At 63.8% G+C, this 22,789-nt stretch carries 23 protein-coding genes; 18 read left to right on the top strand and 5 right to left on the bottom strand.

Annotated elements, in window-relative coordinates; genetic code table 11:
- Positions 1 to 165: 165 nt before the first annotated feature.
- Complete coding sequence (locus GEV37_RS13495) at positions 166 to 798, top strand: TetR/AcrR family transcriptional regulator (RefSeq protein WP_227390778.1); 633 nt, start codon at positions 166 to 168, stop codon at positions 796 to 798.
- Here the strand turns inward: GEV37_RS13495 and GEV37_RS13490 are convergent.
- The gene (locus GEV37_RS13490; protein WP_227390777.1) at positions 795 to 1,124 is read right to left on the bottom strand and encodes a DUF6482 family protein; all 330 of its coding nucleotides are present in this window, start codon (positions 1,122 to 1,124) and stop codon (positions 795 to 797) included. The two genes, GEV37_RS13495 and GEV37_RS13490, sit on opposite strands and share 4 nt — an antisense overlap.
- Positions 1,125 to 1,131: 7 nt before the next feature.
- Entirely contained in the window at positions 1,132 to 1,344 is a 213-nt protein-coding gene (locus GEV37_RS13485; protein ID WP_227390776.1) for a hypothetical protein, read from the bottom strand.
- A 233-nt stretch (positions 1,345 to 1,577) separates the two neighbouring features.
- On the opposite strand from GEV37_RS13485, the gene GEV37_RS13480 reads away from it, so the two are divergent.
- The 9 genes from GEV37_RS13480 to GEV37_RS13440 all read left to right on the top strand — a co-directional run bounded on the left by GEV37_RS13480 (position 1,578) and on the right by GEV37_RS13440 (position 9,615).
- Positions 1,578 to 2,630 (top strand): COX15/CtaA family protein, encoded by a 1,053-nt coding sequence (locus GEV37_RS13480; RefSeq protein ID WP_227390775.1) that lies wholly within the window; start codon positions 1,578 to 1,580, stop codon positions 2,628 to 2,630.
- Between the two features lie 99 nt (positions 2,631 to 2,729).
- The gene (locus GEV37_RS13475; RefSeq protein ID WP_227390774.1) at positions 2,730 to 3,197 is read left to right on the top strand and encodes a DUF2489 domain-containing protein; all 468 of its coding nucleotides are present in this window, start codon (positions 2,730 to 2,732) and stop codon (positions 3,195 to 3,197) included.
- Positions 3,198 to 3,492: 295 nt separating this feature from the next.
- Entirely contained in the window at positions 3,493 to 4,362 is an 870-nt protein-coding gene (locus tag GEV37_RS13470; protein ID WP_227390773.1) for an OmpA family protein, read from the top strand.
- A 385-nt stretch (positions 4,363 to 4,747) separates the two neighbouring features.
- Positions 4,748 to 5,482, top strand: a complete 735-nt coding sequence (locus GEV37_RS13465) for a DUF3450 domain-containing protein (RefSeq protein WP_227390772.1) — start codon at positions 4,748 to 4,750, stop codon at positions 5,480 to 5,482.
- On the top strand, positions 5,479 to 6,837 hold the full coding sequence (locus GEV37_RS13460) for a MotA/TolQ/ExbB proton channel family protein (RefSeq protein ID WP_386110473.1): 1,359 nt from the start codon (positions 5,479 to 5,481) through the stop codon (positions 6,835 to 6,837). Before GEV37_RS13465 ends, GEV37_RS13460 begins: the two co-directional genes overlap by 4 nt.
- Positions 6,838 to 7,380 carry a MotA/TolQ/ExbB proton channel family protein gene (locus GEV37_RS13455; RefSeq protein WP_227390771.1) on the top strand — a complete coding sequence of 181 codons (543 nt, stop codon included), beginning with the start codon at positions 6,838 to 6,840 and terminating at the stop codon, positions 7,378 to 7,380.
- Positions 7,373 to 7,780 carry an ExbD/TolR family protein gene (locus GEV37_RS13450; RefSeq protein ID WP_227390770.1) on the top strand — a complete coding sequence of 136 codons (408 nt, stop codon included), beginning with the start codon at positions 7,373 to 7,375 and terminating at the stop codon, positions 7,778 to 7,780. Before GEV37_RS13455 ends, GEV37_RS13450 begins: the two co-directional genes overlap by 8 nt.
- Positions 7,777 to 8,538, top strand: a complete 762-nt coding sequence (locus tag GEV37_RS13445) for an energy transducer TonB (protein ID WP_227390769.1) — start codon at positions 7,777 to 7,779, stop codon at positions 8,536 to 8,538. The genes GEV37_RS13450 and GEV37_RS13445 overlap by 4 nt, the downstream gene beginning before the upstream one ends.
- A 3-nt stretch (positions 8,539 to 8,541) precedes the next feature.
- Positions 8,542 to 9,615, top strand: a complete 1,074-nt coding sequence (locus tag GEV37_RS13440; RefSeq protein ID WP_227390768.1) for a hypothetical protein — start codon at positions 8,542 to 8,544, stop codon at positions 9,613 to 9,615.
- Between the two features lie 8 nt (positions 9,616 to 9,623).
- Here the strand turns inward: GEV37_RS13440 and xthA are convergent, their stop codons facing one another.
- Both xthA and GEV37_RS13430 read right to left on the bottom strand, forming a co-directional pair.
- Entirely contained in the window at positions 9,624 to 10,448 is an 825-nt protein-coding gene (gene xthA, locus GEV37_RS13435) for an exodeoxyribonuclease III (RefSeq protein ID WP_227390767.1), read from the bottom strand.
- Entirely contained in the window at positions 10,448 to 10,675 is a 228-nt protein-coding gene (locus GEV37_RS13430) for a hypothetical protein (RefSeq protein WP_227390766.1), read from the bottom strand. The genes xthA and GEV37_RS13430 overlap by 1 nt, the downstream gene beginning before the upstream one ends.
- Positions 10,676 to 10,824: 149 nt before the next feature.
- Here GEV37_RS13430 and rhlB point away from each other — a divergent pair, with 149 nt between their 5' ends.
- Together rhlB and dinG are read left to right on the top strand one after the other, a co-directional pair.
- Positions 10,825 to 12,099, top strand: a complete 1,275-nt coding sequence (gene rhlB / locus GEV37_RS13425; RefSeq protein WP_227390765.1) for an ATP-dependent RNA helicase RhlB — start codon at positions 10,825 to 10,827, stop codon at positions 12,097 to 12,099.
- Positions 12,100 to 12,104: 5 nt separating this feature from the next.
- Positions 12,105 to 14,231: an ATP-dependent DNA helicase DinG gene (gene dinG, locus GEV37_RS13420; protein WP_227390764.1), complete on the top strand. Its 2,127-nt coding sequence runs from the start codon at positions 12,105 to 12,107 to the stop codon at positions 14,229 to 14,231.
- Positions 14,232 to 14,297: 66 nt separating this feature from the next.
- Here the strand turns inward: dinG and GEV37_RS13415 are convergent, their stop codons facing one another.
- Positions 14,298 to 15,365: a 3-deoxy-7-phosphoheptulonate synthase gene (locus GEV37_RS13415; RefSeq protein WP_227390763.1), complete on the bottom strand. Its 1,068-nt coding sequence runs from the start codon at positions 15,363 to 15,365 to the stop codon at positions 14,298 to 14,300.
- Between the two features lie 362 nt (positions 15,366 to 15,727).
- Between GEV37_RS13415 and rpoE the strand changes: the two genes are divergently transcribed.
- The 6 genes from rpoE to lepB all read left to right on the top strand — a co-directional run bounded on the left by rpoE (position 15,728) and on the right by lepB (position 22,753).
- The gene (gene rpoE, locus GEV37_RS13410; protein WP_227390762.1) at positions 15,728 to 16,327 is read left to right on the top strand and encodes an RNA polymerase sigma factor RpoE; all 600 of its coding nucleotides are present in this window, start codon (positions 15,728 to 15,730) and stop codon (positions 16,325 to 16,327) included.
- 247 nt (positions 16,328 to 16,574) lie between these two features.
- On the top strand, positions 16,575 to 17,303 hold the full coding sequence (locus tag GEV37_RS13405) for a sigma-E factor negative regulatory protein (RefSeq protein ID WP_227390761.1): 729 nt from the start codon (positions 16,575 to 16,577) through the stop codon (positions 17,301 to 17,303).
- A 45-nt stretch (positions 17,304 to 17,348) separates the two neighbouring features.
- On the top strand, positions 17,349 to 18,338 hold the full coding sequence (locus GEV37_RS13400) for a MucB/RseB C-terminal domain-containing protein (protein WP_386110482.1): 990 nt from the start codon (positions 17,349 to 17,351) through the stop codon (positions 18,336 to 18,338).
- A 183-nt stretch (positions 18,339 to 18,521) separates the two neighbouring features.
- Entirely contained in the window at positions 18,522 to 19,928 is a 1,407-nt protein-coding gene (locus GEV37_RS13395) for a DegQ family serine endoprotease (RefSeq protein ID WP_227390759.1), read from the top strand.
- Positions 19,929 to 20,119: 191 nt separating this feature from the next.
- Positions 20,120 to 21,934, top strand: coding sequence for a translation elongation factor 4 (lepA, locus tag GEV37_RS13390; RefSeq protein ID WP_227390758.1), 1,815 nt, complete (start codon positions 20,120 to 20,122; stop codon positions 21,932 to 21,934).
- A gap of 15 nt (positions 21,935 to 21,949) precedes the next feature.
- Positions 21,950 to 22,753 (top strand): signal peptidase I, encoded by an 804-nt coding sequence (gene lepB, locus GEV37_RS13385; RefSeq protein ID WP_227390757.1) that lies wholly within the window; start codon positions 21,950 to 21,952, stop codon positions 22,751 to 22,753.
- The last annotated feature ends 36 nt before the right edge of the window (positions 22,754 to 22,789 follow it).

Here is a 22,789-nt window from a genome sequence, read left to right as displayed (position 1 = left end):
ACCGATCGGTCAATCGGGTAAAGCTTGGGATAAAATGAGCCCTCGTGCAAGACTTGTCGGTATGCCCCGTTCGGGTGCCAGCATGCACCGTTTGGGGGCGCGGAAAGGGTGCCATTAAAGCCACCGACGTCGAACAATGAATGCCCTCAAGGACCAAGGAGCGTTATGCAGACCACTCAGTCACTGTCCAGAGAGTCGGGCGGCCGCGAGGCGGTGGAGCACACCATCCTGAATGCGGCCGAGTGCGTCTTCGCGCGCCACGGCTACCGCGGTGCCAGCCTTCAGGCGATCGCGGATCGCGCCGGTCTACCCAAGGCCAACGTGCTCTACTACATGGGCAGCAAGCAGGTGCTCTATCTCAAGTTGCTTGATCGGATGATGCGGCGCTGGAACGCGGTGCTGGACGATATCACCACGCAAAGCGACCCGCGCGAAGTGCTGAGCGATTTCATTCGCACCAAGATGATGCTGGGCCAGCGCTATCCCGACGGCTCGAAACTGTTCGCCGCGGAAATTCTTGCCGGCGCTCCGTTTCTCGCCGACTATCTCGAAGGCGAACTGCGACAGTGGGTAGAGTCGCGGGTAGACGTCATGCGCCACTGGATCGAGCAGGGCAAAATGGATTCTGTCGATCCGCGCTTTCTGATCTTTCTGATCTGGTCCTCGACCCAGCACTACGTCGAGTACGGCGCCCAGGTGAACGCGATTCTCGGTCAGGAGGGCTTGAGCGAGCAGGATATCGACGACGTCACCGCCTTTCTCGAGCGCGTTATCCTGAAAGGGTGCGGCGTGCGCTAGGTGCGAAAGGCGACGCGCATGCCAGACGCTAGGCGCTGCTCGGCCGATACAGGGCGCATCGGTGCATTGATCATTTCATCCTGGGTATCGGCATGGGTCAGCACGGCGCTCGTGAATCCCAGCGGGCGAAGGGCACGGCTAACCCATTGAGTGCCGGTGAAGCGGCGCGCCCGCCCGGTGTCATCGACCAGTTCCTTGACGCCTTCGGCGTGGTGCAGGCGCACCACGTACCAGCCGGCGTCCAGGGCGTGGATCTCGACCCGGTAGGTTTCGGCGGGAGCGCGCTCGCGCGTCAAGGTATCGAGCGTCGTCTCCTGGAGCGCCATGGCCGGTCTACTCCTGAGGCTCCGGAGCAACGCCGGGCACCCGGTAGCGCACACCGTCCGTACGCTGCTCTTCGAAGCGCTGGTTCTCGTCCTCAGGCGCCACGCCGATGACGGTTTTCTGAGAGCCATCCGGCCAGGTATAGGTAGTGCAACCGGTCAGACCCAGCAGCATCACGGCGCCAAGCATCGCGATGGGCAATAAAGTACGGCTTAGAAACATCAATCACTCCCTCGACCACGGCAGGTTATTCGGGCAGGCATGGCTGCCCCTGGCAGGCGCCAGGTGCGCCGCCTCTGCACTATAGCGGATACCCGAAGCGAGCAAAACGCAATTCGCAGCGTCGCTTTGCGGGATCGGACCGTTATATCGCGCCCCAGGCCATGCGGACTGCTAAGATGGGCGCGACGCACCACACGCTGGTTCGAGGAATGAACGGCAAGTAAGGACACGATATGCAAGACGCTATGGATAGACGGTTGCGCGGGATTGGATACTTGACGCTTGCGGGCACGCTCCTGACCGCCTGCGTGATACTGCTGGGGGCGTGGACGCGCCTGGTGGATGCCGGGCTTGGCTGCCCTGACTGGCCTGGCTGCTACGGGCGCCTGCTGGTCCCCGATAGCGAACACGCGGCCTTGATTCACCCAGATGCACCGCTCGACCCATCAAAGGCCTGGATGGAGATGATCCATCGCTACATGGCAACGCTCTTGGGGATCGTGGTGGTGTCGATCACGCTGCTGGGTCGCCGGTTGCGCAGCGTGGCAGGCTACCCTTGGCGGCTGAGCCTGCTGCTGCTGGCGTGCATTCTTGTACAGGGCGCCTTTGGTGCCTTCACCGTCACGCTCAAACTCTGGCCGCAGGTGGTCACGCTGCATCTACTCGGCGGTATCGGCGTGCTGATGCTCTTTCTATGGTTGAGCCTGCGGGTTCGACGCAGCCAGCGACGCGAAGTAGCCGGACGGCGCCGTTTCACCCCATTGTGGGGGATTGCAGGGGCGCTTCTGGTCGCCCAGCTCGCCTTCGGCGGCTGGGTCACCAGCAATTACGCGGGGCTTGCCTGCCAAGGAGTGCCAACCTGCAACGCCCAATGGTGGCCGCCGATGGATTTCAGCGAAGCGCTGCATCTTACCCAGACCGTCGGTCCCAACTATCTGCACGGCCAGCTGCACGCCAAGGCGCGTACGGCGATCCAGGTCATTCACCGCCTTGGTGCGCTGCTGCTGGGAGTGTCACTCGTGCTGATGTGGTGGCGCTATGGTCATCTTCGCGCGCTGCGCCCATCCCTTGCGGCAACACTTTGCGCCTTTCTGCTCCAGGCCGGGCTGGGTGCCGCCAACGTGCTGATGTGGCTGCCGCTATGGCTGGCGCTCATGCATACCGCCGGCGCCGTGCTGGTGTCGGCAAGTTTCTGCTGGGCCTGCTGGTGCTGGCGCCAGTCGCGCGAGTTCGATGCCTCCAGCGCGATGCGGTACGCAGAACCGATTGCCGGCCATGCTCGATAAAGTTGTTTGAATCAGCTATATAGAGTGTACAATTCCGGTCAAGCTATTCATGACGGTGTCGCACGAAAGAGCGCGTCGTTCAATCGGTAAAGGTGTTGCATGAACTCGATTCTGGCGCTGGTTCTTCTGGTGGTGGGCATTGCCGTGGTAGTGGGGCTAGGCGTCTATGCCTTGACCCTGCGCAAGGAGGTCAAGCGTCGTGAGGCCTTTCGCCTCGATGAAGATCGCCGTGCCCAGCAGAACAGCCTCGAGAACCTCGATTACGTGGCAAGCGCCCTGGTCCAGGAGCAGGTCGATATCACCGAGGGTGCCTGGCGTTGCAAGGTGCTGCTCGAAATCATCGATCCCAGTCTCACCGAGCGTGAAGAGTTCCAGGCTTTTGCCGACGTGTACAACCGCACGCGTCATCTCAAGACTCACTCTGCCCGTAAGCAGCTCACGCCTCGGGCGCGCATGCAGGAAGACAAGGAGCGTCTTGAGGTCGAGAACGACATGCGTCCAGCGGTCTTGAGCGCCGCGCGCTCGGTTCTCGAGTGGCGAGCCAAAAGCGGTTCGGCACTGCATTGAAATGGCAACGACTTCTTTGGTGGACGCGTCGAGCAAGATAACGTACTTTTCTTGGCGTCTGTCGTGAGAGTTTTGCTATGCTAGAAATGCCGATATTGGCAAGGAGTTGATATCCAGGCATCGACACTGTCCAGCTCGCCTCGATGGGTGGGTCACGATAGGAAGATCGACCGGATTGAGGCGAGTACCGCTCGATACCGGTCAAACGAAAAAACGGATGCTCTCGTTATATAAGAAGCATTGGATAAACGGGGTTGATCAACCTCGTAAGCATTGGATCAAGAAGGAGTCTTGCATGAAGAAATCAACGACTGGCTTGCTCATTGGATCGGCTTTGGTAGTAGGCCTCTCCGGCTGTGCTAGCTCTGCTTCTCAATCGTCCGCTCAGTCAAGCACTAGCGCAGACCGTGAGTGGTACCAGCACCCGTTCGTATGTGGTCTGGCAGGCAGCTTGATCGGTGGTGGTATTGGTTACGCCACCAGCGGCAGTTCCGACGAGGAAAGCGGTGCTGCTGTAGGTGCTACCGCTGGTGCGGCAATCGGTGGCCTGCTTTGTGCCGATCGTACGCCTGAGCCGGTTGCTCCGCAGTGCCCGACCTACGGCGAAGTGCCGGCTGGCGTTGCCACCGATGCGCAAGGCTGCCCGCTGGACTCCGATAACGACGGCGTTCCAGATTACCGCGACCAGTGCCCGGGTACCCCGGCCGGTGTCGAAGTCGACGCTGTAGGTTGCCCGCTCGATTCCGACAATGACGGCGTGCCGGATTACCGTGACCAGTGCCCGAACACCCCGGCAGGCGTTGAAGTCAACGCACTGGGTTGCCCGGCAAGCGTCGTGCTGCAGAACGTCAACTTCGAGTTCGACTCCGCCCAGCTGACGCCGGGAGCCCAGCAGGTTCTCAACGGCGTTGCCGAGCGTCTGGTCAACAACCCGGATGTTCGCGTCAGCATCGAAGGCCACACTGACTCCGTAGGTTCTGCGGAATACAACCGTGATCTGTCTCAGCGTCGTGCCGAGTCTGTGGCCAGCTACCTGGCTCAGCGTGGCGTGCCGGCCAGTGACATGCGCTCCATCGGTTACGGTGAAGAGCGTCCGGTCGCGACCAACGAAACCGACCAGGGTCGCGCGCAGAACCGTCGCGTAGAGCTGGACGAGTGGAACTAAGCCACTCTTGAAATAACCGACGCGGCTCAGAGCCGTGTCGGTTCATCGCCACGACCCGCAAGGTTGTCGTCGCGATTCACATAAAGCGCCGGCCTCGTGTCGGCGCTTTGCTTTTTTGGGCGCTAGGCTGCCAAATCTCCTGCCGATTTTTCCTTCCCCGCGTAATCGATCATCACGTTCGAACGCTTTCATGGCATGATCCAGCTTCTTGAATGTTAATGATAAATATTGTCATTCATGCAATAAGTGTTAGTCTATGCAGTCACGCATTAAACGCAAATGGTTCTTATATCTAACCGAGAATGGACGCGTCAGTGTGACCGGCGCGTGCAAGCGATGGAGATTCAACGTGCTGAAAAGGCCCCTCACAAGTTGGCTAGGATGCATGAGTGCCTGCGTCCTGGTAAGCGTTCATGCCGTGGCGAGTGATGAAACCGTGAATCAGGCAGCGCAGAGCGTCGAGGCCCAACAGACTCAGTCGGCTCTCCAGCAGCGTATCGACGAGGCGGACGAGCAGACACGCGCGGATATCGAAGAGCTGCGCGCACTCGAGCGTGCCAACCGCGAGCTCGATACCACCAATGCTACGCTCGATGCGCGCCTGCTCGGCGAAGCCGAACGCCTCGAGCGTCTGGAGTCGGCGCTCGCCACCGTCAGCGAGACCCGGGCGTCACTTCCCGTCATCGAGCAGGACATGTCGAACCAGCTGGCGGCCTTCATCGAGAGCGATCTTCCTTTCCAGCGCGAAGAGCGCCTTGCGCGCGTTCAGGCCCCTGCAGGTGACAGCAACGTCGAGCGTATCGAGCAGTTGCTCGAAGCGTGGCGGCTGGAGCTCGATTACGGTCGCGATATCGATCACTGGCGCGGCCGGCTCACGCGTGAGAACGGGGCGGCCCGCGAAGTGGACTACCTGCGCGTAGGCCGCATCGGCTTCTATTACCTGACGCCGGATGGCCGCGAAGGCGCGGTCTGGGACAAGCAGCAGGGCGAATGGCAGCCACTCGACGAGCGTGAGCGGCGCGAAGTGCGCAACGGCCTGCGCATCGCCGACGAGCAGCGCTCGCCGGAGCTTCTCAACCTACCGTTATCGATCACCGCCGAGCAGGAAGGCCAGTCATGAACGTATTCTCATTCACGCCTCGGCCTCGCTGGATGGCGGTAGCGTTGGCAAGCTGCCTGCTTTCCACTCCGCTGCTGGCCCAGAACAGTGACGTCGGCTCGCTCAGCGAAGCGCGCCAGGCTGCCGAGGCGCGCGATCAGGCGCGCCTGGAAGAGCTGCTCGACGATCGTCAGGCGCTTGAAGCGGCACTCGATCAGGCGCGCGCCGCTAATGCCGAAGCCGAGGAGCGCCAGGAGGCCCTCCAGGCGATGCAAGAGGAGCAAGCGCAGCTGGCGGCCGAACTCGCCAGTCGCCAAGGGGAGCAGGGCGAGGAGCTCACCGGGCTGCTCGCTACCCTGAAGCGTCATGGCGACGAGGTGCGCAACGAACTCGGTGAGCAGAGCTGGCTGACGCTGCAGGACGAGGGCTTGCCGCGCCTGGGCAACGTCGACGTCCTCGAACGCGCCCAGCTCGAGCGTGTGGTGGATGCCCTGGCCACCCTCACTGCCCGCACCGGCCGCGCCGAGCGGCTGCGACTGCCGGTCGCTGATGCCCAGGGTAACATCGAGGAGCGTGAGGTGATTCGCCTGGGCGACTTTGCCGCCTTCACCGAGTCCTCGTTGCTGCGTACGGGCGCCGAAGGCAACGCCGTGTCGGAGCTTCCGCGCACGCCCGCCGAGATCCGCGCGACCCTGGGCGACTACTTTAACGGCGAAAGCCGCCAGTTTGCCATCGACCCGTCCCAAGGCAGCGTTCTGGCCGCGCTGGCCCAACAGCCGAGCCTGTGGGAGCGCTTTCAGCAGGGCGGTTACGTCGGCTACGTGGTGGTCGTGCTCGGCGTCATTGGCCTGCTCGTTGCGTTGGCTCAGTATCTCTATCTCTGGGTGGTCAGCGCCCGGGTCAAGCGCCAGCGCCGCTCGCTGGACACCCTGAAGGACGACAATCCGTTGGGCCGGGTGCTGCATCGCTTTCAGGACATGGACAAGCACCAGACGCCGGAAGCGCTTGAGGCCCGCCTGGACGAAGCGGTATTGGCGGAGCTCCCGCGCATCGAGCGAGGCCAGCCCATGGTCAAGCTGCTGGCAGCCATCGCGCCGCTGCTGGGGCTTCTAGGCACCGTGACCGGCATGATCGTCACCTTTCAGGCGATCACCGTGTTCGGTACTGGCGACCCGCAGCTGATGGCTGGCGGCATCAGTCAGGCGCTGGTTACCACGGTGCTCGGGCTGGTCACCGCCGTGCCGCTGCTGTTCGCCCAGACGGCGCTTGCTAGCCGCAGTCGCTACCTGACCCAGGTGATCGAAGGCGAGGCCAGCGCCACGCTTGCGGATCATCTCGAGGCGCAGTCGAACGCTCGCGCCGGGGCGGCGATCTAGATGGTCACGCTTCCCCTTTGGCTCGCCCCTGTGGAGCGGTTGATCGATGCTGGCGGTGCGGTCCTGGTGGTGCTGGCCGTGGTGGCCGTGGCGGTGTTCGCCATGGCGATCGAGCGCTGGTGGTACTACCGGGTGACCTGGCGCATCGCCCGGCGCCAGTTGATCAGGCGCTGGGCCGGGCGGCAGGACCACCGCAGCTGGAGCGCGCGTACCCTTCGCCAGGTGTGGAGCGATCGCCTGGTGGGCCAGCTCCGGCGCCCGTTGCCCTGGCTGAAGCTGCTCGTGGCGCTATGTCCGCTGCTGGGGCTTCTGGGCACGGTGACCGGCATGATCACGGTGTTCGACAGCCTGACCTACAGCGATACCCACCAGGCCCGCGCCATGGCCGATGGCGTGGCCCGCGCCACCCTGCCGACCTTGACGGGAATGGCCATCGCCGTGGTGGGACTCTTATTCATCAGTCGCCTGGAGCACGTGATTCGTCGCGAAGACCAGCGGCTTCACGACCGCCTGGCGCGCGCCTTGGAGGAGAACGATGCGTAGACGTCGCTCGATCGATGCAGCCGAAGAGAGCAACGAAGTCAACCTGACGCCGATGCTCGATGTCGTCTTCATCATGCTGATCTTCTTTATCGTCACCACCAGTTTCATCAATGAAAGCGGTATCGAGATCGACCGCCCCGAATCCAGCGCGGCCAGTTCACGCCCGGACGTCCAAGTGCTGGTGGCCATCACGCCGGAAGGCGCAGTCTGGGTCGATGGCAGCCCGGTGGACGTTCACCGCGTCGGTCAGACGGTCGCCGGACTGCTCAGCAGCGATGGCTCGGTGGTCATCCAGGCCGATCGCAACGCCACCACGGGGCTGCTGGTCGAGGTCATGGACCGCCTCCAGCAGGCCGGCGTCGACCAGGTCGCGGTGGCTGCGAGCCGGGGCGCGCAATGATACGACGTCTGCTTTCGCTGCTCGCTGGCGCGGCACTCGCCATCGGGCTCTTCTGGTGTCTGGCACTGCTGGTCACGCCCCCCGAGCAGCCCCTCGAGGAGCCGGAAATGACCATGACCATGAGCATGGTCGAGGCGGTGGAGGTCGCGCCGGAGCCAGAGCCCCCGGCGCCGACGCAGGCGCCACCACCCACCGCCGCTACGCCGCCGCCGATGCCGACGCCAGTCCCGGCAGACAGCGTCGAGAGTGCCATCGCGCTTCCCGAGACGGAACTACCGGAGGAGCCGATCGATCCGGTGGAGCTTGAAAGTGACCTTCCGGAGCTGACCGAAGTGGCGCCTGAGCCGGAACCGGAACCGGAACCCGAGCCGACGCCGGCCCCGGCGCCGTCACCCGCGCCCACCCCGGACCCAGCGCCAACACCCTCGCCAAGCCCCTCGCCGGCGCCGGCTGCGGCCCCACAGGCCCAGGCGCCGGTATCCAACGAGCCGGTGAGCGTTGGCCAGATCGCACCCACCAGCCGCTCCAATCCGCAATATCCGCCGCGTGCGCAGCGCCGTGGCATGGAAGGCTTCGTCGAGGTCGCCTTCGTCATTCGGCGTGACGGTAGCGTGGATACCAGCACGCTCGAGGTGACCAACGCACAGCCGCGTCGCGTGTTCGAAGAGGCGGCGCTCGAGGCCATCGCCAGCTGGCGCTTCGAGCCCAGCGACCAGCTGCGTCGTGCCACGCAGCGCATCGAGTTCCAGTTGAGGTAGGTAATGAAACGTCTAGCGCTCTTGGTTTTCAGCGGCTGGGCCGCCTTGGCCCAAGCGGATGCACCGCTGCCCGGCGACATCATTCAGAATCTGAACGCGCTTCAGGGCGAGCTCGCTGGCGCCGGCGACGGGCGTGAGGCCCTCGAAGGGGTAGCCGAGCGCGCCATCCGTCAGGCCGACCGGCTGGCTGGCGGCAACCGGTCGGATCAGTGGGCCAGCGCGCTTTACGATCAGCTGGCGGCCGGGGCGCTTGCGCGCCAGGGTGAGCCCGGCGCGGCGGCAGACCGGCTGGCCCGAGCCCGGGAGCGCAGCGGTGTCGATGCCGAGCAGGCGGATCGCTGGCTGCGCGAGGAGGCAAGGCTTCGCCGCGCCGCCGGCCAGCGGTCAGAGGCTATCGCGCTGTTCGACGAGTGGCTTGCCGACCACGACGACATCGAGATGAGCTGGCAGCTCGTGCGTATGCTTGCCGACGAGGAACAGTGGGAAACCGCCGCCGATCGGCTGGCGCCGCTGGTGGAGCAGGGAGGGCTCACCGAGGGCCAGCAGGCGCTCGCCTTGAGCGTGATGCGCGAAGCAGGTGACGGGGCAGGGGCGCTGGACTGGCTGCTCCGGGACCTGGGAGAGGAGAGCCCGCGCGATCAATGGCGCCAGGCAGCGGGGCTCGCCCAGCAGGCCGGGCAGGCCGGCATGGCCGCCGCTCTCTGGGAGATGGCCTGGCAGCTCGGTATTTTCGAAAGCGACGAGGATTTCGAGACGCTTGTGGCGCTGCACCTGGCCGGCGGCACGCCGGCCCGCGCCGCCGAGCATCTGGAGCAGGCGCTGGCAAGCGAGCGGCTCGCGCGCGACGAGACGACCCTTCGCCGCCTGGCCCAGGCCTGGTACCAGGCCCGGGACGTCGATCAGGCGCTCGGTGCCTGGCTGGCGCTGGCCGAGCTCACCGGTGAGCGCGATGACTGGCGACGTCTCGGTCAACTGGCCTACGCCTGGGGCGAAGACGCCCGCGCGGAACAGGCCTGGGAAGAGGCGCGCGCACTCGGCGACGAAGAGGTCGAGGGGTGGCTCGCCAACCTACGCTAGCGGTGTGATCACGGGGCGAGGATGAGCGAGAAGTCGCTCCAGGTCGGCGCGTGGTCGGAAGGGCGTTCCATGGCGCGCAGGTCGTAGTCGATACCGGCACCGGTGGCGAGCTCGGCAAGTGGCCTTGTCACCAGGATGTAGTCGATGCGAAGCCCCCGCCTGGGTTCGCGATCAAAGCCCTTGGAGCGGTAGTCGAACCAGCTGAAACGCTCGGCATCCTCAGGGTGGCAAAGCCGGTAGCTGTCCTCGAGGCCCCAGGCCTTGATGCCCGTAAGCCACTCGCGCTCGATGGGCTGGAAGCTCGCCTTGCCTTCGCGCAGCCAGCGCTTGCGCGCGGACTCACCGATACCGATGTCCTGATCCTCCGGCGAGATGTTGAAATCTCCCATCACCGCCAGGCGTTCGTCGGGCCGGTGGCTTTCGAGCAGGCGCCCCAGCTGCTGGTAGAAACGCTCCTTGTGCGGGAACTTGACCGGATGCGCGACGTTATCGCCTTGGGGGAAGTAGCCGTTGTAGACGGTCAGCATCTCGCCATCCTCGGCTTTCAGCGTCACGCCGATCAGCCGCCGCTGAGCATCGTCGTCGTCATCGGGAAATCCGTAGCAGACAGAGGCCGGCGCCTGACGGGTGAGCATTGCCACGCCGTAGTGGCCCTTCTGACCGTGATAGACGACGTGATAGCCCATCGCCTCGACGTCGGCAAGCGGGAACTCGCTGTTCTGAACCTTGGTCTCCTGCAGCCCGATGACGTCCGGCGCCTGGGTGTCGATCAGCGTCTGCAGTTGGTGCAGGCGGGCGCGCAGGCCATTGATGTTGAACGAGACCAGCCGCATCAGGTGTCGTCCTTGCCCGGATGGATCTCGATAGGCTGACCCTCTTGCTGGCGGGCCAGCTTGCGCACCGCCTGAAGCTTGCGCTGCTGCTGCTTCTTGGCCACGAAGCGCCGAGAAGAGACGACCTGGTCGGGGTTTTCCTTGCGCCACTTTTTGTAATCCTTGCGTCGCCCGGTGCGAATGGTGACCTTGTCCGCCAGCGAGCGAGTCTTTTTCTTACGCGTCATGTCGCGCTCCTTCATTTCGTTTGGCCGCTATTCTAACAGGCAAGCGGGGGGCGAACACAGCAAGGCACGCGCTCTAATCGCCAAGCCCTGTGATACACTACGCGCGACGTGATGCCTAACATCCACCGTAATGGACAGATACCAAGCCTATGAGCGAGTCGGAACAGACCACAGCATCGGCCCAGAACCGCAAGCCCAAACGCCGTCGGCGCAAGCCGCGTCGCCGTCAATCCGGCTGGGACCTCCGCCAGTTTCAGGTGCCTGCCGTGGCCGGCAAGTGGCGTTTTCATGACTTCGATTTGCCGCTCCCCTTGATGCGTGCCATCCATGCATTGGGATTCGAGTACTGCACGCCTATCCAGGCCGAGGCCCTGCGCCAGACCCTGCTCGGCGGCGACATCGTCGGCAAGGCGCAGACCGGCACCGGCAAGACCGCGGCCTTTTTGATGTCTGCTCTGGCCTACTTTCTCGAAGAGCCGGCGCCGGAAGGCCAAAAACCCGGCGCCCCTCGGGCGCTGATCATCGCGCCTACGCGCGAGCTCGCGCTGCAGATCGAGAAGGACGCCAAGGCGCTCGCCCGCTTCACCGATCTCGAGGTGGCAAGCGTGGTCGGCGGCATGGAGTACCAGAAGCAGCGCGAAAGCCTGGCCGGCAAGATCGATCTTCTGGTGGCGACCCCGGGTCGGCTGCTGGATTTCCACCAGAAGCGCGACATCGATCTCTCCGAAGTGGAAGTGCTGGTACTCGACGAGGCGGATCGCATGCTCTCGATGGGCTTCATTCCGGACGTCAAGCGGATCATCCGCTACACGCCGAAAAAGGAGCAGCGTCAGACGTTTCTGTTCTCGGCCACCTTCACCGATGACATCCTGAACCTCGCCAGCCAGTGGACGGAAAACCCCGCCCATGTGGAGATCGAGGTGACCGTGGAGAACCAGGCCGACATCGACCAGCGCGTCTTCCTCGTTTCCGACGAGGACAAGCAGCGCCTGCTGGTGAAGCTTCTCGAGCAGGAGAGCTTCGAGCGGGTCATGGTCTTCGGCAACCGGCGCGATCTCGTCCGCAAGCTCGATGGCGCGCTGCGCAACGCCGGCATCAACGTGGCGATGCTCTCCGGTGACGTGCCCCAGGCCCAGCGCATCCAGACCCTCGAAGCGTTTCGCGAGGGCAGCGTGCAGGTGCTGGTCGCCACCGACGTGGCGGGCCGTGGCATTCATATCGAAGACGTGAGCCACGTGATCAACTACACCCTGCCGGAAGACCCGGAGGACTACGTCCACCGCATCGGTCGTACCGGCCGCGCCGGCGCCAAGGGAGTGTCGATCAGCTTCGTGGGTGAAGAGGACGCCTTCTCGCTGCCCGAGATCGAGCGCTACATCGGCGACAAGCTGCCCTGCGAGCATCCGCCGGAAGGCTTGCTGTAACCGCAATGCTGGACACCGAGCTCAAGGCGAGTATCCAGCAGGCGTATCGCAACGTCGTCGAGGGGCTCTCGCTGACCCCGCGCTACGGTCAGCGCCTGATGATCGCGGAGATCGCCCGCACGCTGGGCGAGATCGAGGTCGATAACGAAGGCAAGCGCACGAGCGATCGCCACGTCTGCGTGCTAGAGGCGGGAACCGGCACCGGCAAGACCCTGGCCTACCTGATCTCGGCGCTGCCCGTCGCCAAGGCGCGAGGCAAGCGTCTGATCGTCTCGACGGCCACCGTCGCGCTCCAGGAGCAGGTGCTCCATCAGGATCTCCCGGCCCTGGCCAGCCACAGTGGCTTGGCGTTCAGCTACGCGCTGGCCAAGGGGCGCGGGCGCTACGTCTGCGTCGCAAGGCTCGACCAGGCGCTCGAGGGCGTCGAGCCCAATCCCACGCTTTCGCTGTTCGAGCAGTCGCTGGCCGAGCAGGGCAGCGACTTCACGTTGCTGGCCACCGATCTGGCCGAGGCCTACGGCAGCGGCAAGTGGGAAGGGGACCGTGACAACTGGCCCGAGTCGATCGACGATGCCCACTGGCGGCGACTCACCGTGGATCATCGCCAATGCACCGGGCGGCGCTGCGGCCATTTCGGCGCCTGTGCCTTCTTTCGCTCGCGCCGCGAGCTCGAAAGCGCCGATGTCATCGTCGCCAACCACGATCTGGTGCTTGCGGACCTGGCGCTCGGGGGTGGGGCCATCCTGCCCGATCCTGCCGAGTGCATCTTCGTCTTCGACGAAGGGCACCACCTGCCGGACAAGGCGCTCTCCCACTTCGCCCACCGCTTCGCCGTGCATGGCTGCCTGCGCTGGCTCAGAACGCTGAAGTCGAGCCTGAGCGATCTCAATACCGGCCTGGGCGGCCAGCCCACCATCGCACGGCTTCTGGCCGGGCTTCCTGAGCTCGTTCACGCGCTCGAGCCCGTACTGGGTGACGTGTTCAGCCTGGGGCATCAACTGGCCGGCCGCGAGCGTGGTCTGAGCGATGACGAGAACGGCCATCAGTTCCGCTTCGAGAAAGGCCAGATACCCGAGGCGCTCGGCGAGCAGGCCGGGCAGCTGGTGACGCTGTTCGCGACGCTTTCGCGCACGCTCGAGAGTATCGCCGACATCCTGCGCGAGACGCTGGACCCGGATAAGCAGACCGGGCTCGAGCGCGAGCAGGCAGAGAGCTGGCTGCCGCTGGTGGCGCTGCTCCACGGGCGAAGCCTGGAGGCTCACGCGCTATGGCAGAGCATGAGCGAGCAGGATGCGCCGAACGCGCCGCCCTGTGCCCGCTGGATCACCCTGAGCCAAGTCGCGGGCGAACCGGAGATCGAGTTTTCCGCAAGCCCCGTCTCCGCCGCACATACGCTCGCCAAGCACCTGTGGGGGCGCTGCCACGGCGCGGTGGTTACCTCGGCGACGCTCACCGCACTCGGGCGTTTCGAGCGGCTGCAGGAGCGGGCGGGCCTTGCCGGGCGCTATCGCTACCAGGCGCTGCCGAGCCCCTTCGACTACGCCAACGCGGTGCTCCGCGTGCCGGCGCTGGCCACCGATCCGAGCGATCGCGAGGCCCACGAGCGGGCGATCGTCGAGTGCGTGCAGAGCCTGGGCGCGAAGGAGGCGGCGCTGGTGCTGTTTTCCTCGCGTGCCCAGCTGCGCGCCGTCGAGCGCGCTCTGCCGGCCTCGTTCAAGGGGCGCGTGCTCGCCCAGGATGCGCTGCCCAAGCGCGAGCTGATCGAGCGCCACCGCTCGGCGGTGGATCGCGACGAGGGCAGCGTGATCTTCGGGCTGGCGAGCTTTGCCGAGGGCATCGACCTGCCCGGGCGCTATCTTACCCACGTGGTGATCACCCGGCTGCCTTTCGCGGTACCCGACGACCCGGTTGGTGCCACGCTCGCCGAATGGATCGAGAGCCAGGGCGGTAATGCCTTCATGCGCATCAGCGTGCCGGATGCCTCGATCAAGCTGGTCCAGGCCTGCGGGCGGCTGATTCGCAAGGAGAGCGACAGCGGAGTGATCACGCTGCTGGACAAGCGCGTCATTACCCGGCGCTACGGTCAGGCGCTGCTCGATGCGCTGCCACCGTTCAAGCGCGAGATCGGCTAACGCGCCGCGACCGCACGAAAAAGCCCCCGACGGCCATGCCGTCGGGGGCTTTCGCGTCTTGCGTGATCAGCGGCTGGCCAGTACCGGGGCGAGCTTCTGGTTCATCTTTCTGAACGTCTCGACCGTGGTGTCCCAGTCGATGCAGGCATCGGTGATTGATACGCCGTAGGCGAGCTTGCTCGGGTCGTCGGTGAGCTTCTGGTTGCCCCAGCCCAGGTTCGACTCGACCATCAGACCGATGATCGACGTGTTGCCATCGAGGATCTGGTGGGTGACGTTCTCCAGTACCAGCGGCTGCAGGCTGGCATCCTTGTTGGAGTTGGCGTGGGAGCAGTCGATCATGATGTTGGCGGAGAGCTTGGCCTTGGCCAGCTCCTTCTCGGCCAGCGCCACGCTCACGCTGTCGTAGTTGGGCTTGCCGTTGCCGCCGCGCAGCACCACGTGGCCGTAGGCGTTGCCGCGGGTGCGGATGATCGCGACCTGGCCGGCGTAGTTGATGCCGAGAAAGTTGTGCGGGTTGGCGACGGATTCCAGCGCGTTGACCGCCACGTCCAGGCTGCCGTCGGTGCCGTTCTTGAAGCCGACCGGACAGGAGAGACCGGAGGCCATCTCGCGGTGGGTCTGCGACTCGGTGGTCCGTGCGCCGATCGCCGACCAGCTGATGCAGTCCTGCAGGTACTGCGGCGAGATCGGGTCAAGTGCTTCGGTGGCTAGCGGCAGTCCCATTTCGGCCAGTTCCACCAGGAGCTTGCGGGCGATGTGCAAGCCCTCGTCGATCTCGAAGGAGCCGTTCAAGTGCGGGTCATTGATCAGGCCCTTCCAGCCGACGGTGGTACGCGGCTTCTCGAAGTAGACCCGCATGACGATGTAAAGCGAGTCGCTGACCTCGTCGGCGAGCTTGCGCAGCCGGCGGGCGTAGTCGAGGGCGGCGTCGACGTCGTGGATCGAGCAGGGGCCGACCACCATCAAGAGCCGCGGGTCGCTGCCGTCGAGGATGTTCTGGATGACCCGGCGACCTTCGATCACCGTGGCCTCTGCCTTGTCGGTCAGCGGAATGGCGGTCTTCAGGGCGTCCGGAGTGGTGAGCACGTCCTGGGCGAGGACGTTGAGATTGTTAACCTCTTGATCTGACATGCGGCTACCTGTAGGTAAAGCGGTGGGCAAATGGCGCACTACTATGGCGCGTTAAGGCATCAAAAATCAATTGTCAGGGAACTCGACGGGGTGTGCGGGTGTCAGCCTCACGTTTTTGTCATGCAGAGGCAAGAGGCTTGATGCCTTTGGCATAACGCGCAACACTACGCATAGTCAAAGCGTTCATATCGACGCGAAGGTTATGCAGGGCGAGCGAGTCCATTTTATCGGTTTGTCCATTAATTATTGTTTTCATTAATCATTGCCCAAGGGACGCTATGCTGCATGCTGTTAAAGCCCGCTCAGGGGGGCGAGAGGAAGTAGGGCTCGACATAGATCGTTCGAGCTGGAGGGGCGTGTGAATGGGCACTCGTGAAACGGACCAGCAGCTCGTCGAACGTGCCCAGAAAGGCGATACCCGTGCCTTCGACCTGCTGGTCAAGAAGTACCAGCACAAGATCATTGGCCTGATCGGACGCTACGTTCATGATCACGGCGAAGTACAGGATGTCGCGCAGGAAGCGTTCATCAAGGCGTACCGCGCGCTGGGGAAGTTTCGCGCCGAAAGCGCGTTCTATACTTGGATGTACCGTATCGCCATCAATACGGCCAAGAACCACCTGGTATCGCGCGGTCGTCGTCCACCGGGAAGCGATCTCGATATCGTCGATGCCGAGGTACTCGACCAGAGCGGCCGGCTGGCGGACAGCGAGTCCCCCGAGGCGGCTTTCGCGCGAGACCAGCTCGAGGCTGCGGTGTTTGAAGCGATCGAGAAGCTTCCCGACGACCTGCGTACCGCCATTACCCTGCGCGAACTCGACGGGCTGGCTTACGAGGATATCGCTCAGGTCATGCAGTGCCCGGTGGGTACGGTGCGCTCGCGCATCTTCCGGGCGCGCGAGGCGGTCGACGAACATATTCGTCCGTTGATCAGCACGGCGCGCAACAGTCGCGAAGAGTGAAGGCGATGCCGGCAAGGCATCGATTTGATTTTTTTTGTGAACTGTCGCTCGCTAATGGCGTCATAGAGCTTGACCAGATTGACCAGTATTGAAACGTCGAGCGTATTGAGGGGCTCCCTGATTTCGAGCTTGAAAAGAAGCCATCGGGAACTCGCGAAATCCAAGCCTTGGCCCGAGAAAATGCGCTAGCCGATACGTTCCAGAGCGGCTATAGACGTTTTCCAAATTTAGCGTGAGGGTGTGAAGTATGAGTTTGAATACACGAGAATCACTTTCGGCGTTGATGGATGGCGAGAGCGATGAGCTCGAGCTGCGCCGAGTGTTGAAAGCGCTACCCGGCGAGAGCGATTCGGCCGACACCTGGCGGCGTTATCATCTCGCACGCAGCATGATGCAGCGCGAGCGCTCGGTCGATGTCAGTGTCGATCTCTCCGCTGGCATTCTCGCTCGACTTCAGGATGAGCCTGCCCCGTTGGCGGATGCGCCTGCCGCGGCCAGCACCCAGCGCCATACGCGGGTTTCCTTCGCCCGCGGGGCCGGTGTCGCGGCGGCGGTATCACTGATGGTGATTACCGGCGTCCAGTTCCTGAACAGCGACGGTTCACCTCGTCAGGCCTCGCAAGGCAGTAGCGATCTTGCCTCGACCTCCGTGGATAGCGGTGCTCAAGTGCAGCCAGTCGGTCTTTCGGCAAGCCAGGCCGATATGCCGATGTTCGAGCCTACTGCGTTTCGCATTAACGGCCAGACGGGGCGCAGTGGTTTCATGAACGTCAGCGAGTCCGTTCCCGGCGCGCCAGCGGCTACTACCGCCGCCCAGACCTTTTCGGCGCCGACCAGCGCCATGGACAGCGATCAGATTCGCCTGCTGCAGACCTACCTCGAGCAGCATGCTCAAGGCGCCGCGGGTGGTAGCGGGGATAGCTGGATGCCGCTTCTGCGTTCGTCGTCGGCGGTTGAACCGCTCGGGCAGCGTTGATCGACAATCGATGACACCTTCCTTGGTCGATGGGATGACATGCGTGTGAGCGGTGAACGAGTTTTCCAGGCGCGGCGCCTGCTGATCGGTGCGAGCGTTGCCTCGCTTGGATTGTTGGCGCTGCCCGCCCTTGCCGACGACATATCGTCGCAGGCCTCTCCCAATCCAGTCTGCTCGCGTCCCGAACTCGTTCAAGCACCTCAAGACGACGTCGAACGATGGCTGGTGCGCAGCATGCTGGCCAGCCAATGCTACGAGTACCAGGCGCGAGCGGTCTCCATCGATAGTCTTGGCGTGCGTACGCTGGCACTCTCCCATCGCATCAACGACGGCGTACGTCAGCAGGTGGTCCAGCATCTCGATGGGCCCTCCATCAGCGTCGAGCGTCGCTCCCAGGCGGGCAGGCTCGCCTGGTTTGTTCCCGATTCCTCGCCGGATGAACGCGCCTCTCCCGAAGCTTGGGCTCTGCACGTCGAGCAGTTCTATGCCGTCACCATCGAGAACGAGGAGCGCATCGCCGGGCGGGTCGCCTCGCGATTGCGCTTCGATCCTTTCGACGAGAATCGCTATATGCATACCTGGTGGGTGGACGAGGAGACGGGGTTGCTGCTCAAGCACGAACTCAGGGATGCTCAGGAGCGGGTGATCGAGACGTTCCAGATGACCCAGCTGCAGTCACCCGAGCTCTACGATGGCCCGCTCGTCGATGAAGAGGGAAGGGAGGAGGTCGATGCTGCGCTGGACGTCAACTGGCTACCCGATGGGTTCGTTGCCCAGCCGGCGTTGATTACCGGAGACGATCCGCTCCCCCAGCGGTTTTACAGCGACGGGCTGGCGTCGATCAGTGTTTTCGCCACGCCCGTCGCCGATCAGCCATTGGTTTCGGGAGTCTATACGCTGGGGGTATCGTCGGTTGCCATCGAGCTCGTCGAGTTCGATGACGAGCCCTGGCAATTGGTAGGGATCGGCGAGCTGCCCGCTGCACAGGTGCGTCGCATCGTGCAGTCCATCGAACTCGGCGCTCCCCCTTCCTGAGCACGCGAGGGCTGCCCGCCATGTCATGCGTCTTCTCGCCCCGCGCTTCTCGTTCCAAGGTAAAGCTAGTTCGCAGGCAAATGGAACGCTTCTTTTCGATATCGGTCTTTGATGTGTCGCACGGCTTTGAAAGCCGTGTTTCCCCTCCCTTCGCTTGGTACTTGCTTGACTAGGAGCTTTCGCATGAAGCGTTCGGTTGTTTCCTACTCGCTCTGGCTATGCATGATGACGCTGTTGGTGCTGGGCCAAAGCGCCCATGCTCAAAATCTTCCCGACTTTACCGCGCTCGTCGAGGATGCCGCCCCCGGGGTGGTGAATATCTCGACGAGCCGAACGATCCAGCGCAGCGGCCCGGACATGCGGGGCTTCGGTGGACAGGAGATTCCCGAGATCTTTCGTCACTTCTTCGGCGACAGCTTCCCTTCACCGCACGGAGACGCGCCGAACCACAGTGAGGAGCGTCAGTCCTTGGGATCAGGGTTCGTGATCAGCGCCGATGGCTACGTCATGACCAACGCCCACGTGGTACAGGATGCCGATGAGATTCTCGTGCGCCTCAACGATCGCCGCGAGCTTGCAGCGGAGCTCGTCGGCAGCGACCCCCAGACCGACGTTGCGCTCTTGAAGATCGACGCCAACAACCTGCCGGTGCTCAACCTGGGCAACTCCGACGAACTCAAGGTCGGGGAGTGGGTCGCGGCCATCGGCTCGCCCTTCGGTTTCGATCACTCCGTGACCGCTGGCATCGTCAGTGCCATCAACCGCACGCTGCCGCGCGATGCCTACGTGCCGTTCATCCAGACCGACGTGGCGATCAACCCCGGCAACTCCGGCGGCCCGCTGTTCAACCTCGACGGCGAAGTGGTCGGCATCAATTCGCAGATCTTTACCCGCAGTGGCGGTTTCATGGGGCTCTCTTTCGCCATTCCGATCAACGTCGCCATGAACGTGGCCGATCAACTGCGCGAGGATGGTCACGTGAACCGCGGCTGGCTCGGCGTGATGATCCAGCCGGTATCCCGCGACCTGGCAGAGTCCTTCGGCATGCAGGACGCCATCGGTGCACTCATCGCCGATCTCGACCCGGACGGTCCCGCAGCCCAGGGAGGCTTGCAGGCCGGCGACGTGATCACCGGCGTCAATGGCGAAGAGGTGGACCGTTCCAGTACGCTGCCGCGTTTGATCGGACGTGTCGCCCCGGGCAGCGACGTGTCGCTCACCGTGATGCGCGATGGTCAGCAGATCGAGGAGACCGTCGAACTCGGCAGCTGGCCGGACGCCGAACAGGACGGCTCCCAGGGCAGCAACGAACAGGTGCGCCTGGGCGTGAGTGTCGGTGAGCTGGACGGCGAGCTCAAGGAGCGCCTCGGCATCAGCGGCGGTGTCGAGGTGCATCAGGTCGAAGCTGGCAGCGTCGCCGCCGAGGCGGGCCTTTTACCCGGCGACATCCTGGTCAGTGTCGATCACAAGAGTGTCTCCTCCGCCGACGAGCTGATGAGCATCGTCGAAGAACTGCCGAGCGATCGCGCCATTCCCGTGCGGCTCTACCGCGATGGCCGCTCGTTGTTCGTGGCGCTGCGCCTGGAGTAGGCTGCAAGCGACCCACGCGTATCGTGCAACGCCCGGGCTCGCCCGGGCGTTGTGCTGTCGGGGGCTGCCAGCGATGAACATAGCACCCGCGTCTTGCTAACGGTACAATGCCGCAAACCTTTTAGTGCGACGCGCCGAGCCGTCCGATCAATCACTCGTAGTTGCGACCCCATACCGGATTCATACGGCTAATGACCCAAGAAAACGATAGCAAGATCAAGCATATAAGAAATTTTTCCATCATCGCGCACATCGATCACGGCAAGTCGACCCTGTCCGATCGCCTGATCCAGACCTGTGGCGGTCTGACCGAGCGCGAACTCAAGGAGCAGGTGCTTGACTCGATGGACATCGAGCGCGAGCGCGGCATCACCATCAAGGCGCAGTCGGTGACGCTGGACTACACCGCCGCCAATGGCCAGGTCTACCAGCTCAACTTCATCGATACCCCGGGCCACGTCGACTTCTCCTACGAAGTGTCGCGCTCGCTCTACGCCTGTGAAGGGGCGCTATTGGTCGTCGATGCCGCCCAGGGGGTCGAGGCGCAGTCGGTGGCCAACTGCTATACCGCCATCGAGCAGGGGCTCGAGGTATTGCCGGTACTCAACAAGATAGACCTGCCCCAGGCCGACCCGGACCGCGTCGCCCAAGAGGTCGAAGAGATCATCGGGCTCGATGCCACCGACGCCTGCCAGGTCTCGGCGAAAAGCGGCATCGGCATCGACGGGCTGCTCGAGCGGTTGGTGCGCGACATCCCGCCGCCCAAGGGCGATCCCGACGCACCGCTGCAGGCGCTGATCATCGATTCCTGGTTCGACAACTACCTCGGCGTGGTGTCGCTGGTGCGGCTGTTCGACGGCACGCTCAAAAAGGGCGACAAGATCCGCATCAAGTCCACCGGGCGCGATTGGGGAACCTCGGAAGTCGGCATCTTCACGCCGCTGCGCAAGGAGACCGGGATCCTGCGTGCCGGCGAGGTGGGCTTTGTCGTCGCCGGCATCAAGGAGATCCACGGGGCGCCGGTGGGGGATACCATCACCCACACCAAGACGCCGGACGTCGCACGCCTGCCGGGCTTTCAGAAGGTCAAGCCCCAGGTCTACGCGGGCATGTTCCCGGTCAGTGCCGACGACTACGAGGACTTCCGTGACGCTCTCGAGAAGCTGGCGCTCAACGACGCCTCCCTCGAGTACGAGCCGGAAAACTCCGATGCATTGGGCTTCGGCTTTCGCGTCGGCTTTCTCGGCACGCTGCACATGGAAATCATCCAGGAGCGCCTCGAGCGCGAATACGACCTGGATCTGCTGACCACCGCGCCGACGGTAGTCTACGAACTCGCCATGAAGAACGGCGAGACCCGCTATGTCTCCAACCCCTCGAAGCTGCCCGATATGGCGGACGTCGACGAGATGCGCGAGCCCATCGTGCGCGCCAGCATCCTGGTGCCCCAGGAGTTCGTCGGCAACGTTATCGCCGAGTGCGAGCAGCGCCGCGGCACCCAGCTCGACATGCAGTTCCTCGGCAACCAGATCCAGCTCACCTACGAGCTGCCCATGTCGGAAGTGGTGATGGACTTCTTCGACCGGCTGAAGTCGATCTCCAAGGGCTACGCGTCCCTGGAGTACAATTTCGAGCGCTTCCAGACCTCCAAGCTGGTACGCCTGGACGTGTTGATTAACGGCGACAAGGTGGACGCCCTGGCGGTCATCATCCACCGCGACCACGCTCACTCCCGCGGGCGGCTGCTGGTCGAGAAGATGAAGGAGCTGATTCCGCGCCAGATGTTCGACGTGGCGATCCAGGCGGCCATCGGCGGCCAGGTGGTGGCCCGTTCGACGGTCAAGGCGCTGCGCAAGAACGTCACGGCCAAGTGCTACGGCGGCGACGTCAGCCGCAAGAAGAAACTCTTGGAAAAGCAGAAGGCCGGCAAGAAACGGATGAAGCAGGTGGGGCGCGTCGAGATTCCCCAGGATGCCTTCCTCGCCGTGCTCAAGGTCAACGACTAGGAAGACGACACCCTCATGGATTTTTCACTACTGCTGGTACTGGCCGTCATCGTCACCGGGATCATCTATCTGCTGGATGCCCTCTGGTTTCGCCCGCGGCGCCAAAAGCGCGTGGCGAGCGCCGAAGCGGCCTCCCACGACGGCCTGGACGCCGCCACCCGGGAGAAGCTCGAGAAGGAGCCGTGGCCCATCGACTACTCGCGCTCGCTGTTCCCGGTGCTGCTGGTGGTGCTGGTGGTCAGAAGCTTCATCGTGGAGCCGTTCCAGATCCCTTCGGGCTCGATGCGCCCGACCCTGGAGGTGGGCGACTTCATCCTGGTCAACAAGTTCGCCTACGGGCTGCGCCTGCCGGTGGTGCATACCAAGGTATTCGAGGTGGACGAGCCCGAGCGCGGCGAGGTGATGGTCTTCCGTTTCCCCGACGAGCCCTCGGTCAACTTCATCAAGCGCGTGGTGGGGCTGCCTGGCGATCGCATTCGCTACGAGGGCAAGCAGCTCTACGTCAACGGCGAACCCGTCGCCAAGACCTTGATCGAAGAGGGCCCCGCAGGCTCTCCCCAGCAGCTATTATTGGAAGAACGGCTGGGCTCGGTTCGCCACGCCATCTACAACAATCCCCGCGACCCCGGCCCGCAGATGGGCGAGGTCGTGGTGCCGGAGGGCGAGTATTTCATGATGGGCGACAATCGTGACCAGTCCAACGACAGTCGCTACTGGGGCTTCGTGCCCGAGGAGAACATCGTCGGTCGCGCCTTCGCCGTCTGGATGCACTGGGATGGCGGCCTGCCAAGCTTCTCCAGCGTCCGGCGCATCGAATGAGCCGTATCGACCTTGTCGCCGCCCCGGCACCCTTGT

The organism is Vreelandella malpeensis (genome assembly GCF_020622355.1).
GTDB classification, from domain to species: domain Bacteria; phylum Pseudomonadota; class Gammaproteobacteria; order Pseudomonadales; family Halomonadaceae; genus Vreelandella; species Vreelandella malpeensis.
This window is presented reverse-complemented; position numbering and strand designations above follow the sequence as displayed.